Annotated in this window: 9 protein-coding genes; 1 reads left to right on the top strand and 8 read right to left on the bottom strand. The window is 39.3% G+C overall.

Going from position 1 to position 13,932, the window contains the following annotated elements; all coding sequences use genetic code 11:
- Nucleotides 1-201: 201 nt before the first annotated feature.
- The 6 genes from MWJ95_RS11945 to zapA all read right to left on the bottom strand — a co-directional run bounded on the left by MWJ95_RS11945 (nucleotide 202) and on the right by zapA (nucleotide 8,166).
- Nucleotides 202-1,893, bottom strand: coding sequence for an AMP-binding protein (locus tag MWJ95_RS11945; RefSeq protein ID WP_249072863.1), 1,692 nt, complete (start codon nucleotides 1,891-1,893; stop codon nucleotides 202-204).
- A gap of 878 nt (nucleotides 1,894-2,771) precedes the next feature.
- Nucleotides 2,772-3,185 carry a DUF350 domain-containing protein gene (locus MWJ95_RS11940; RefSeq protein ID WP_249072865.1) on the bottom strand — a complete coding sequence of 138 codons (414 nt, stop codon included), beginning with the start codon at nucleotides 3,183-3,185 and terminating at the stop codon, nucleotides 2,772-2,774.
- Between the two features lie 21 nt (nucleotides 3,186-3,206).
- On the bottom strand, nucleotides 3,207-5,573 hold the full coding sequence (locus MWJ95_RS11935) for an endonuclease MutS2 (RefSeq protein ID WP_249105710.1): 2,367 nt from the start codon (nucleotides 5,571-5,573) through the stop codon (nucleotides 3,207-3,209).
- An 18-nt stretch (nucleotides 5,574-5,591) separates the two neighbouring features.
- Nucleotides 5,592-7,301 (bottom strand): DNA polymerase/3'-5' exonuclease PolX, encoded by a 1,710-nt coding sequence (polX, locus tag MWJ95_RS11930; RefSeq protein ID WP_249072867.1) that lies wholly within the window; start codon nucleotides 7,299-7,301, stop codon nucleotides 5,592-5,594.
- A 59-nt stretch (nucleotides 7,302-7,360) separates the two neighbouring features.
- The gene (locus tag MWJ95_RS11925; RefSeq protein ID WP_249105708.1) at nucleotides 7,361-7,900 is read right to left on the bottom strand and encodes a CvpA family protein; all 540 of its coding nucleotides are present in this window, start codon (nucleotides 7,898-7,900) and stop codon (nucleotides 7,361-7,363) included.
- A gap of 5 nt (nucleotides 7,901-7,905) precedes the next feature.
- A complete protein-coding gene (zapA, locus tag MWJ95_RS11920) occupies nucleotides 7,906-8,166 on the bottom strand; it encodes a cell division protein ZapA (protein ID WP_249072869.1) in 261 nt (86 codons plus the stop codon).
- Between the two features lie 133 nt (nucleotides 8,167-8,299).
- Here zapA and rnhC point away from each other — a divergent pair, with 133 nt between their 5' ends.
- Nucleotides 8,300-9,226: a ribonuclease HIII gene (gene rnhC / locus MWJ95_RS11915; RefSeq protein WP_249072870.1), complete on the top strand. Its 927-nt coding sequence runs from the start codon at nucleotides 8,300-8,302 to the stop codon at nucleotides 9,224-9,226.
- Between the two features lie 120 nt (nucleotides 9,227-9,346).
- Here the strand turns inward: rnhC and MWJ95_RS11910 are convergent, their stop codons facing one another.
- Entirely contained in the window at nucleotides 9,347-11,311 is a 1,965-nt protein-coding gene (locus MWJ95_RS11910; protein ID WP_249105707.1) for a methyl-accepting chemotaxis protein, read from the bottom strand.
- Between the two features lie 192 nt (nucleotides 11,312-11,503).
- The gene (gene pheT, locus MWJ95_RS11905) at nucleotides 11,504-13,921 is read right to left on the bottom strand and encodes a phenylalanine--tRNA ligase subunit beta (RefSeq protein ID WP_249105705.1); all 2,418 of its coding nucleotides are present in this window, start codon (nucleotides 13,919-13,921) and stop codon (nucleotides 11,504-11,506) included.
- Nucleotides 13,922-13,932 lie beyond the last annotated feature (11 nt).

Below are 13,932 nucleotides of genomic sequence, written 5' to 3'. Positions count from 1 at the left end.
TACATCACCACCTAAAAAAAACTTGCACACGTCTACATTCATGATTTACCAAATGTCATCCCAAAATGACCAGCAATCTTAAGCTGATTATTTTAAAGATGTGACGTGGGAACCTAAAAAAATATGAAAATATGAATGGTCATTCATTCATATTTTCATATTATAATTTACATCTTTGCTTGTCAATACTTTACCACGTATTTATTTTGCTTCTTTATTCGCCAATTTTGTTTTTTCTTCGTCTACTAACGAGCGACGCAAAATTTTCCCAACAGCTGTTTTCGGTAGTTCATCTCTAAACTCATAATAGCGGGGAACCTTGAAAGCAGCCAAGTTTTGACGGCAATATTTATTTAATTCGTCTTCTGTAACCGAATATCCTTCTTTTAAAACAATATAAGCTTTTACTGTTTCTCCCCGATACGGATCGGGTATGCCCGCAACTACACATTCTTGAATTTCCTCTCGCTCATATAGTACTTCCTCTACCTCACGAGGGTAAATATTAAAACCACCTGCGATAATTATATCTTTTTTACGATCCACTACATAGAAATAGCCTTCTTCGTCCATATAGCCCAAATCGCCTGTTAAAAACCAACCATCTACGAACGTTGCTGCTGTATCCTCAGGGCGATTCCAATAGCCTTTCATAACCTGTGGACCCTTTACAGCTATTTCACCAACCTCACCGACTGGAAGCGCCTCTGTATCCCCTGTACGCAAAATGATTGAATCCGTATTTGGCCAAGGTAAACCAATCGAGCCCATGACACGTTTCCCCCAAATAGGTGTAGAATGTGTGACAGGAGAAGTTTCTGTTAATCCATATCCTTCTACAAGTTTCCCCCCTGTTACCGCTTCAAATTTCTCCTGCACTTCTACTGGTAATGAAGCGGATCCACTTATACATGCTTTTATGGACGATAAGTCGTACTTTGCAATATCCGGATGATTTAATAAACCAATATATAAAGTCGGTGCACCCGGGAATAGTGTTGGTTTTTGCTTATCAATCGTTTTCAACGCCGTCTCTGCATCAAACTTTGGTAATAACACCATCTTATTTTGCGTGAATACGGATAATAAAATAACAGCAGTCATACCATAAACATGGAAGAATGGCAGTATGCCCATAATGGTTTCCTCACCATGTACACATTTATACATCCATGCATCACACATTGTTGTATTAGCAATTAAATTTTTATGGGTCAGCATCACACCCTTAGGGAACCCCGTCGTTCCACCTGTATATTGAAGCAGTGCGATATCCTCTTCAAAATCAAATGGAATATCAATCATTTTGATGGGCGCAGAGCGCATAATTTCTGTAAACAAATGATTTTGACCACTATGTTCAACCTTGACACTAAAACCGTACTGCTTTTTTTGAATATAGGGATACACTAAATTTTTAGGGAACGGTAAATAATCTTTAATCGCCGTGACAATTACATTTTCAAGTGCAGTTTCTTTTATGATTTTCATGACACGTGGATACAAAATATCCATTAATAAAATAACTTTTGCACCTGAATCAGCCATTTGATATTGAAGTTCACGCTCAGTATAAAGTGGATTCGTTTGTACGACAATCGCCCCGGCATACATTGCCCCGTAGTAAGCGATTACACTTTGTGGTGAGTTCGGAAGCATAATAGCTACTCGATCTCCCTTTTCTACCCCAAGTGTTTGTAAATAGTTTGCGAACTTTAGCGCTGACTCATATAGCTCGGCATACGTTAAATCCTTTCCCATAAAATGAATCGCAACTTTAGACGGATTCTTTTTATAGGCGCGGGTCAAAAATTCTTGCACTGGAATTTCCTCAAACGTTAAAGACGATGGTACTTCTTCAGGATAATTTTTTAGCCATGGTTTTGTTGTCATACGTCCTCTCCCCTTTGTTCCAAACTTTGTAAACTCTAATTTTAATTATAATGAAAAAGGAATACTCTTTCAAACACAAAATAGAAAATAAATGTATTTTCGATTAATTATTATGCATTCTGCAACATTTATAGTACTGTATTTCCTTGGATTCCAAACCATATATCCGATGAATACTAATTCATTCTTTCTTTTTTCAATCAAAATATTGAGTTAATAATTCTATATTCGAAAAATATTTATTAATAATAACTTTTTAGATAGATGAAGGAATATTAATAGAATTTAGTAGTTTTTTTAGATGTGGTTGATAGGAGAATGGTGTAACTTAAGATATTTTCGAGGGAATTGAAGTTTTTTATCTATTGGGGTTGGGGCGATTACATTCTCAACCTGAACGCTCTCTCCAGGCAAGAACAGTTTTTTACTCTTTACCGTCTCTTTGGCTTCTTTGCGTCGCTTCGGCTCTTCTTTCCGTCACTCTAACTCTCCTTTCCATCGCTTCGGCCTTTCTTTCCGTCGCTCTGACTCTCCTTTCCGTCGCTTCGGCTCTTCTTTCCGTCGCCCTGCCTTCTTTCCGTCACTTCGACTCTTCTTTCCGTCGCTTTGACTCTTCTTTCCGTCGCCCTGCCTGCTTTCCGTCACTTCGGCTCTTCTTTCCGTCGCTTCGGCTCTTCTTTCCGTCGCTCTGACTCTCCTTTCCGTCACTTTAGCTTTTCTTTCCTTCTTCTCTTTACCCCTTAATATAAAAAAACGCATCCCCACAAAAGGATGCGTTTCTAAGTTTAAAGGGTCATCATATAATAGACACCGACTGCCAAAAATGCGATGCAGACAACGATTAGTATTTTTGCTAATTTTTCCATGTCATTACACTCCTATGCAATACTTGCCCCAATAACAAACGATAGACCGACTGAAATAGTAAAGGAAATAAAGCCGACTGAGCGATTATCATTTGCGATTTCTTGATCGACATTAAAACGTGGTGTCATAAATTCAAATAAGAAATACGCTACAATCAGTAATGTAAAACCAAAAAGACCCCAGCCAATCATTTCACTTAACGTACTATGGCGTGCGATGGAGAAACGAAAAATATTACAAATCCCTAGTATTTTCCCGCCTGTCGCGAGTGCCACAGCGATATTACCATTTTTAATTTCTTCCCAATTTTTATATTTCGTAACGACTTCGAACAATGCCATCGAGACGACTAAACATAACACAACAACACTAAAATATCCTGCCGTTTCGATAATTGGATATCGCCAAAAGCTAGAATTCAGCATTTTCTCCGTCCCCTTTACTGCTTATTTCAATTCCACAACCGTGACGCCTAAGCCTCCCTCGCCGGCTTCACCGAAACGGAAGGATTTTACACGCTTATGCTTTTTCAAATAGCTTTGAATTCCTTGACGTAATGCACCTGTACCGACACCATGAATAATTGATACACGTCCATAGTTAGCAAGTAAGGCATCATCAATATATTTTTCCGTACGTATGATGGCATCTTCATATCGTTCACCACGTAAATCTAATTCTAATTTCACATGGCTAGTACGATTTTTTACACCAGCAATACGTTGTACAGGTTCTTTTTCTGGTTTAATGTACTCTAGATCACTATCCGCGATTTTCATTTTCAAAATACCCATTTGGACAACCCATTCGGAATTCGATACTTTTTCAAGCAATGTACCCCGTTGTCCATAGCTTAACACCTTTACCTCGTCTCCGACAACTAAGTTTTGTGCACGGGCTTTTACTTGTGCCGCTTTTTTCAGCACTTTATTGTTGTCAAGCGGTGTAGCTTCTTCCAATCGTTTACGAGCTTCGATGAGCTCATGCTCCTTGACAACCTGGTCTGCATTTTTACGCATTTCTCGAAGCTCCGCAATGATGGATTCTGCTTCTCTTTTTGCTTCATCAACAATTTTACGAGCCTTTTCTTTCGCTTTTTTATCGAGTGCTTCTTTACGTTCCTCGTAAGCTTGTAACTTTCCTTGTAGCTCTTTACGCAGTTCCTCAGACTCCATTAGTAAATCATGCGAGCGTTCTGCATCATCTTCGGATTTACGACGAGTCTCTTCCAATGAAGCAATCATTGACTCCACCTCATGGCGATCTGTACCTGTAAAGCTTTTCGCACGGTCAATAATCGACTCTGGTAAGCCTAGGCGATTTGAAATTTCAAATGCATTGGAGCGACCTGGCACACCGATAAGTAGGCGATATGTTGGGCTCAATGTCTCAATATCAAACTCTACACTTGCATTGGCAACTCCTGGACGATTATAGCCATATGCTTTTAGCTCAGGATAGTGCGTCGTTGCCATAACGCGAGCACCACGACCATGTACTTCATCTAAAATGGAGATGGCCAGAGCTGCTCCTTCCTGAGGATCCGTCCCAGCACCTAATTCGTCAAATAGAACGAGTGACTCGTCATCAAACTTTTGTAAGATGTCTACTATGTTGACCATATGAGAGGAGAATGTTGACAGTGATTGCTCAATGGACTGTTCATCTCCAATATCCGCAAAAAGCTGCTTGAAAACAGCTAGCTCTGAACCATCAAGTGCAGGCACTGGTAACCCCGCCTGCGCCATTAATGTACACAGTCCAACTGTTTTTAAAGTGACGGTTTTACCACCAGTGTTTGGTCCTGTAATAACAATAGCCGTAATGTCTTTCCCAAATTCAATATCGTTAGGAACTGCCGTTTCAATTGGTAACAGTGGATGACGTGCACGCACAAGTCTAATATAGCCGTCGTTATTCATTTTAGGCATTGTACATTTGTTCGCCTGACCGTACTTACCTTTGGCTAAAATGACGTCAATCTCACCTAGTACTTTTACTAAGTTAAACAAATCCGGAGCTACTTCCTCTACCATTGCACTTAAGGCTAGTAAGATACGTTCAATTTCAGCTTGCTCCTTCATTTTTAATCGATGAATTTCATTATTTGCTTGTACAATTGAATCTGGCTCGATAAATAATGTTTGGCCAGAAGATGATTGGTCATGCACAATTCCACCATAATGATGACGATACTCTTGTTTAACGGGGATAACAAAACGATCATTACGAATCGTTACAAGTGTATCTGATAGCATTTTTGAAGCATTACTTCCCCGTATAAGGCTTTCCAGCTTCGAACGTACTTTGGCCTCTTCTGCGCGCAAAGATTGGCGAATCGAACGCAATGTTTGGCTTGCAGAGTCTAGCACTGAGCCATTGTCATCAATACAGTTATTAATTTCATGCTGCAAGCCTGTCAAAACAGGCATTGCCTCCTTTTTGTCGATGAAATGGGGAATTTCAATCACTTCTTCTGATTCTATATCTTCAATAAAATTGCGAAGAATTCTACTAGCTCGAATTGTACTTGAAACTTCCATTAGTTCCATCGCTGACAGCATGCCACCGATTTGTGCACGCCTTGCAGCTGGTCGCACATCAAAAATTCCACCCATTGGCACATTGCCTTTAACACGTAAAATGGATAGTCCTTCATCCATTTCTTCTAATAATTGCACAACTTTTTCATAATCAGTCTGTGGTACAAGCTCATCAACCGCTGATTTACCGATTGAAGAAGTACAGTATGTAGCCACTTGCTGACGTACTTTATCATATTCTAGTGTTTTCAATGCGCGTTCTGCGATCACTGAGAACACCTCCTCAACCTATTTATTTCGTCGAATAAACGCTTCAAATTGTTCTCGCGTCCATGTATTCACAATCATATCCTTTTTCAACCATGCTCTGTTTGCATAGCGCACTCCAATATCCATAAAGCGTAAATGAGCAATATCATGAGCATCTGTATTGATCGCTACAGGCACACCAGCTGCCACAGCCATTTCTAAATGCTCCACACATAAATCAAGACGATATGGATTCGCATTTAACTCTAAAATTTTACCATACTCCTTTGCCCAAGCAATTAATTGCCCCATATCAGGATTATAGCCATTACGATCCTCAATAATGCGACCAGTTGGATGAGCAATCATATGAACATATGGATTTTGCATCGCCGTTAGTAAACGCGACATAATTTTGTCTTGCGATTGCGTAAAGCTAGAGTGAATAGAGGCTATGACGAAATCTAACTCTCTAAGCACATCATCTGCAAAATCAAGAGAACCATCCGGCAGAATATCCATTTCTGTCCCCGCATATAAATGGAAATCTGGATGTGCTTCATTAAATGCCTTAATCTCAGCACGTTGCTTTGTTAAGCGTTCTGGCGTAAGACCATTCGCCACTTTTAAAAATTGTGAATGGTCAGTAATAACGCTATATTGATAGCCACGCGCCATTAATGCGGCGCCCATTTCAGCTACAGAATACGCACCATCAGACCATGTCGTATGCATATGCAAATCCGCTTTAACATCTTCTAATTTTACTAAACTATTAATGTCATCCGTTTGGTTAAATTCCGTTGTTCCTGTACGCAAACTAGGCGGGATAAATGGTAAATCAAAATACGCAAAAAATTCTTTTTCATCTTTAAACGTTAATACGGTGCCATCAGCCTGCTCTACGCCATATTCGCTAATCTTTTCACCACGTGCTTTAGCAATTTGTCGCATGCGAACATTGTGGTCTTTTGAGCCTGTGAAATGATGCAAGGCCGTTGCATATTCAGCATCTCTCACTAATCGGAAATCTACACTTACAGGCTCCTCTAAATCTAAAATAACTGAAATTTTCGTATCACCTGCCGCTACTACCTCTTGGATAGAGAGCTCATTCAATAGCTTTTCACGTACAGTTTCAACTGCTTCAGTTACAACAATAAAATCAATATCTTTACTTGTTTCAGCGGCACGACGGAAACTTCCTGCAACAGAAAAACGTTCCACTTCTTCCATACTACCTAGTAGAGCTTCAATTTGTAAAACAACAGGCTCTAGCTGCCAAATTGGTAAACGTTCCGATCGATTGGCTAAATTTTCAAGTTCCTTTAAAATTTTCTCTTCAGTTTTTGCTGCAAAGCCTGCCAGCTCACGAACTTTACATGCCTCGCAAGCAGCCTTTAAACTTTCCGCAGAATCAACCCCTAACTCTTGATGAAGCTTAGCAATTTTTTTACCGCCTAAGCCTGGAAGTTTTAATAATGGGAGTAATCCTTTTGGTACAATTTCTTCTAATTCTTTTAATAAGCTTGATTCACCATTTGTCATTAAATCCTCAATAACAGCAGCTGTACCTTTACCTATACCTTTTAGCTTTGTAACATCCTCCATCTCACTTAATGAGCGCTCGTCCCCCTCAAGTGCAGCGGCAGCTTTTCGAAAGGCAGACACTTTGAAGGGATTTTCCCCTTGTAATTCCATATACAAGGCAATTTTTTCAAGTGTGCGAATAATTGTTTTTTTGTTCATTCGGAATTCCTCCTATCGTAAAAACACTTCCCTCAAAACCGAGAGAAGTGCATAGTTTGCTATTGCATATAAATATACCACCAGTTTTGGAACATACTTGTAATAATTGGGGTATGCTCCAAAATGAGACCACTTAACAACGACTTCGACATTAAACTTTGGATAGAATCAACTGGCAATAAAGCAAGAATGTATAACAAAATAAACATAATTAAATAGTTTTCAATCATGCCAAACAATGCTCCAAGCCAACGATTCACTGTACCTAACACAGGTAAATACGCTATAAAATCAAAAATCGATGCTACAATTTGCAATGTAATTTTCACCGCAAAGAAAATAACAGCAAAGGCAATGACACGGTAAAAGGTGCGGTCTAAATCCAGGCTATCAATAACTACTCCAAGACTACCTGAATCGGTTACACCTGGATACGGCACCCAAAACACAAATTTTTGCGCTAATGGTTTATAATAGATATACGCAACAATTAGGGCGACTATAAAGCTAACGATATGCATCATCTGTACAATGAAACCGCGTTTTCCTCCGACGATGATCCCGGCTAATAGCACCACTAATATGATTAAATCTAACATTCACTTCAACCCTTTAATTTTTTCAATTCTTCTTCTAATTGCTCCATTTGTTCTTTTAATAGTAAATAATCGTGAACAGTATTTACTGCTGTAAGAACTGCAAGCTTTGTGCTATCAAGAGAGGGATTATGTACATTCATTTCGCGCATACGGTCATCAACAATCGAAGCGACAAGTCGCATATGTCCAATGGATTCAGAGCCGACCATTTTATATGTATGACCGTAGATTTCCACAGAAATTTTATTCTTTTCTTGATTTTCCATAGTCGCACCCTCCTTTATAATTTTTACGCTCACGAATTTTTCGATGATGAGCAACTTACACAAAAAAGCTATTTATTATCATACCATGAAAGGTATAAAATTGTGAACAACGAGGATAGAAAGGAACGAGTAAATGTCAAATATTGTACTTTCCATATCAACAACTATACAAAAAGAAGTAATGTCTTACTATGCAAACCATTTTGTAGAACGTAAAGCCCCTGGTGTAATCTTTGCCGCAAAGCTTCCAGATACAGCAATTACAATGTACAAATCGGGTAAATTAATGTTCCAAGGGGGAGGAGCAGAACGAGAAGCAGCACGTTGGGGAAATGTAGAAGTAACAAATACACAGAAAACATCCTCGATAGGAGCAAAGGGCGACGTTCTGCCAGAAGGTTTTGCCACGATGTCGGTGTTAGGCTCAGACGAAACTGGTACTGGTGATTATTTCGGTCCAATAACAGTTGCGGCCGTATATGTCCCTTCATCAAAAATTGCACTTATCAACGAGCTTGGTGTCAAAGATTCAAAAATGCTAACGGATGACTACATGCGTAAAATAGCGCCAGATTTACGTGCAGCTTGTGTTCATAGTGTACTGGTACTTCGCAACGAAAAATATAACGAATTACAGTCACGAGGATACTCACAAGGTAAGATGAAAGCTATGATGCACAATAGGGCACTTAACAAAGCACTGTCAAAAATGGCTCCCGAAAAACCAGAGCATATATTGATAGATCAGTTTGCGGAACGTGGCGTGTATTACAATTACTTAAAAAATGAACGAGATATTGTTCGAGATGATGTGCTATTTTCTACGAAAGCTGAACAATTACATGTCTCAGTAGCAACTGCATCGATATTAGCTCGTGCTGCATTTTTAAAAGAAATGGACCGCCTGAGTGAGATTGCTGGGATAGAATTGTTGAAGGGCGCTTCAGCGAAAGTAGATGCGTTAGCAGCACGCATTTGGCGAAAACAAGGGGAGGAATTTTTACGTTCCATTACGAAATGGCATTTTGCGAATACTGAAAAAGCTAAAAAATTGAAATAAAATTGGTCTTATTGACGACAAAAAAATTTCGCTATACTCCAGTTCATAACTTGCTCTTTACTGTAGTTAGCGAAATTCTTTATATCAAAAACTTATCATATAGACAAATTTTCTTCCAACTTAATATTTGAACTGTCGGATCGTTTGTTGAAGATTTTCAGACATACTGGCAAGAGCTGCTGCCGACGCAGCAATTTCTTCCATAGAAGCAAGCTGTTCTTCGGTTGCAGCGGAAATATTTTGTGCACTTGCTGTATTTTCATTGGTTTGTTCAAGCACACTTTCAATCCCCATCGCCACTTCATTTGCGTTTTGAGAAATAACTTTTGATGCCTCTGAAATTTGTCCTATTTCATAAGTAACACTTTGTACATTCGTACGAATCTCTTCAAATGAATTCCCTGCCATATTTGTTATATCAATCCCCTTCACAACCTCAGTTGAACCAGCAGCCATAGATACAACAGCTAGTTGTGTATCAGCTTGAATTTGTGAAATAATATCCTTAATTTGCAGCGTGGATTGTGCAGATTGTTCAGCTAACTTTCGTACCTCATCTGCTACAACCGCAAAGCCTTTTCCATGTTCACCTGCACGGGCAGCTTCAATTGCTGCGTTTAAAGCTAATAGGTTCGTTTGATCAGCAATTTGGGTTATGGCTTCCACAATATGCTCAATTTCGTGAGAACGCTTGTCTAATGTTTGCACTGTATTTTCCAGAGTTTGTACAGTATTTTGAATCATGGTCATTTGTTGAACAGCTGTTTGAATAGTCTTATCACCGCTCATAACAGCGCTCAAAGCTTTATTGGACATTCCACTTACTGCATCTGCTTTCGATGAAATACGCTGAATAGATGATGACATTTCAAGGACAGCACGATTACCATCATTAACGGTTTCCGCCTGCACATCAACCGTCTCAGCAAATCTTTGAATGGAAGTAACAATTTGCGATGTTGCTCGCTTATTTTCTGCAGTACTTGCCGTTAGTTCCTCTGAAGAATTGGCCAATAAATTTGATTTCTCGCCTATATTACCAACTACCTCACGTAAAGAGGAAATCATTTTATTAAAAATATTTGCTAGTTTCCCGATCTCATCATTTCTTCTTATGTCGATAAAGTTACGTAAATCACCTTCACCTACTTGTTCAGCAACTGTAGATAGCTCTTTCAATGGGCGAGTGATTGAGGCAATGATCATGCCACCGATAATCCCACAAATCATTAAAGCAATAACAATGACGGCTATTGTTGACTTTAAAATTGGGGCTGTGACAGCTGTTACATCTGATTCATCCATAATACCGATAATTTTCCATCCAGTAAGTTTATTAGTAGCGAAAAATATTTGATGTTCCTTGCCATCTTCCTTAATTTTAAAGCTACCTGCTTCTTTACCTTGCATCTTTTCTATATACGCGTCTTTTAGTTTAGTTCCCACTTCAACATTCGGATCCGCTATTGTAAGATTATTGGCATTCACTAATGAAGCATAGCCACTTTTCCCAATCTTTACGGCATTAACGAGCTCCGCAATTTCGGTAAGATCCAAGTCTATGGAAACAACCCCGGATTTGTCACGTAATCCTGCCGCTACAGTTAACGTTAAATCCCCTGAGATATTTGATTTATAAGGATCTATCATGACCCCTTTACCTGGCGACTCTATAGCCTCTAAATACCATGGACGTAAAAACGGATTATAATCAGACGGCATTTTATGGTATGGATTACGTAAAAAACCATGACCTTCTAATGTTAAAGCAACTACTGAAACACTATTATGTAAAGCATTGTATTTATCTAATTCCTTTAATGCATTTTCATCTTGCCAATCCTTATTAAAATAGCCTGCCAAATATTCTGCATCACTTATGATTGGTGAAATTTCTTTTGTCACTAACGAATTGATTAGATCGACATTCTCACGTGATTTATCATTTAATTCTTTATAATATAGATCATCTGACTTCATATATGAAAATGCACCTATGGCAATACTTGGAATTAAAAGCGTCATTGTCAACGCCCAGATTAACCGAGCACGCACAGATAAACTTTTTCGTTTTCGTTCTTTCAAGATCATGATCTCCTCTTGTTATTTTTTTCTATCCAATTTCCACTATACACATAATAGATACCTAGAATGTATTTTTTATTATTTCGAAATATTAAAAATACAAATTGCTCGATGGCACTTTTCAACTAAAAAAGCTGCCTCATTACGAGACAGCTCACAAAATAATAGTAATCAAAAATATCTTGGCATAAATTAGCGTACTTCCGTGCCTTCAATTGTTGCAATAGCTTTTAACACTTTATTATGTGCTGCAACAACTTCTTCATCTGTTAAAGTACGTTCTGGATCGAAGTATGTTAGGGAGAATGCCACTGATTTCTTACCAGCCTCCATTTTTTCACCTTCATATACATCGAATACACGAACATCTTTCAATAATTTCACGCTTGCTGAGCGAATCGCAGCAATAACCTCTCCAGCTGTTGTTGTACGGTCCATGATCAGGGCAATATCACGAGACATTGCTGGGAAGCGAGGCACTGGTGAATAACCAAGAGGCGCTTCTTTTGCATTAGCGTTTAATAATGTGACTAGATTCATTTCCATTACATATGTGTCTTTTACACCCCATGCTTTTTGCTCTGCTGGATGTAATCCACCGATAATACCCACTTGTTCACCGTCTAAAAGAATGCTAGCAGTACGTCCTGGGTGTAATCCATCTACTTCAGCTTTCACAAATGAAATACGGTCCTCTAAACCAAGCTTACCGACAACACCTTCTACAATGCCTTTTAAGACGAAGAAATCTACTGACTTTTTCTCCCCTTGCCAAGCATGGTCAAGCCATTTCCCTGTTACTACTGCCGCCACGTGCTCTTCCTCATATGGTAGCCCCTCTTCTGATTGACCAAGGAATACTGAACCGATTTCATACAATGCTACATTATCAGCTTTACGTGCAATATTATACGCAGCAGCTTCAATTAAATGAGGGATAAGACTTTGACGTAGTGTTGAACGGTCCTCACTCATCGGCATGAGTAAACGTGTTACTGGCTCAGCTTTCAATGCAAAGCGTTGTGACAATGCATCTGAAGTTAATGAGTACGTTACAGCTTGGTAAAGGCCTGCCCCTTCCATGTAGTTGCGAACTACACGACGTTTTGCCTGATAGGGCGTTAAACGTCCTACTTGGTTTGCTCCCTCTGGTAAAGTCATCGGGATTTCATCATAACCGTGTAAACGAGCAATTTCTTCTACAATATCTTCTTCAATTTTAATATCTTGACGACGTGTTGGTGCATCAACGATTAGTAAACCATTTGCTGCTTCTACACCAAATTTAAGACGCTCTAAAATAGTCAACATTTCTTCTAACGAAATTTTCATACCTAAACGTTCATTAATAAAATCTGGAGAAACGACAACACGTGCTGGTGATTTATCTAGTTCATCCACGATACATGTTCCCTCTAACACTTCACCACCAGCTAGTTCAGCTAGTAGTGCTGCAGCACGTTCTGCAGCTGGTAATACACGGTTAGGGTCAACGCCCTTTTCAAAGCGAGCAGAAGCATCTGAGCGAAGTCCAAGATGACGTGATGTTTGACGTACAGTTAAACCATCGAAGTAAGCAGATTCGATGACAACCGTTGTTGTAGTATCATGTACTTCTGAGTTTGCACCACCCATTACACCTGCGATTGCTACTGGCTCCTTGCCATTTGTAATGACTAAATCCGTTGCTTTTAATGTACGCTCTTGGTCATCTAAAGTAGTAATTTTTTCGCCTTCTGTTGCTTTACGCACTACGATTTCACCTGTTGCAAGACTATCGTAGTCAAAGGCATGAAGCGGTTGACCGTATTCCATTAAAATGTAGTTCGTTACATCGACAACATTATTATGTGGGCGTACGCCTGCTGCCATTAAGCGATTTTGTAGCCACATCGGTGATTCCGCGATTTTTACGTTTTTCACAACTTTTGCTACATACATTGGGTTTGCTTGTGAATCTTCTACTCGAAGCTTTAACATGTCTTCTGCTTTTTCAGAAGATGTGCTGTAGGCGATTTCTGGATACTTCACTTCTTCAGATAGAATTGCGCCAACTTCATACGCCACACCTAGCATTGACAGTGCGTCCGAGCGATTTGGTGTTAAACCAAGCTCTAATACCGTGTCACGTAAACCTAAAATAGCAAGGGCATCCGAGCCGACCTCAGCACTCTCAGGAAGCACATAAATACCTTCAGAATATGCTTTAGGAACTAGTTTCCCTTCGATTCCTAACTCTTGTAATGAGCAAATCATACCGTTTGATTCATGTCCACGAAGTTTTGCTTTTTTTATTTTAATGCCGCCTGGTAAATGTGCACCTGGACGTGCGACAATAACTTTTTGACCAGCATCAACGTTTGGAGCACCACAAATAATTTGTTGTGGCTCAGCTTCACCAACATCCACTTGGCAAATATTTAATTTATCCGCTTCAGGATGCTTCTCTTTTGATACGATATAGCCGACTACAATTTTATCCATTGCGTTAGCACGGTCAATTACTGCATCTACTTCAATTCCCGAGCGCGTAATTTTTTCAGCTAACTCCTCAGGCGCTAAATCCTGTGTATTTACATAATCTTTTAACCATTCTAATGATACTAACATTTTTTATCCCC

This window comes from Lysinibacillus sp. Bpr_S20, from assembly GCF_023337835.1.
Taxonomy (GTDB): domain Bacteria; phylum Bacillota; class Bacilli; order Bacillales_A; family Planococcaceae; genus Lysinibacillus.
This window is presented reverse-complemented; position numbering and strand designations above follow the sequence as displayed.

Excerpts from the sequence above, each read along its gene's own strand:
- MWJ95_RS11945 (WP_249072863.1), bottom strand. The coding sequence starts at position 1,893 with ATGACAACAAAACCATGGCTAAAAAATTATCCTGAAGAAGTACCATCG.
- MWJ95_RS11940 (WP_249072865.1), bottom strand. The coding sequence starts at position 3,185 with ATGCTGAATTCTAGCTTTTGGCGATATCCAATTATCGAAACGGCAGGA.
- polX (WP_249072867.1), bottom strand. The coding sequence starts at position 7,301 with ATGAACAAAAAAACAATTATTCGCACACTTGAAAAAATTGCCTTGTAT.
- MWJ95_RS11925 (WP_249105708.1), bottom strand. The coding sequence starts at position 7,900 with ATGTTAGATTTAATCATATTAGTGGTGCTATTAGCCGGGATCATCGTC.
- zapA (WP_249072869.1), bottom strand. The coding sequence starts at position 8,166 with ATGGAAAATCAAGAAAAGAATAAAATTTCTGTGGAAATCTACGGTCAT.
- rnhC (WP_249072870.1), top strand. The coding sequence starts at position 8,300 with ATGTCAAATATTGTACTTTCCATATCAACAACTATACAAAAAGAAGTA.
- pheT (WP_249105705.1), bottom strand. The coding sequence starts at position 13,921 with ATGTTAGTATCATTAGAATGGTTAAAAGATTATGTAAATACACAGGAT.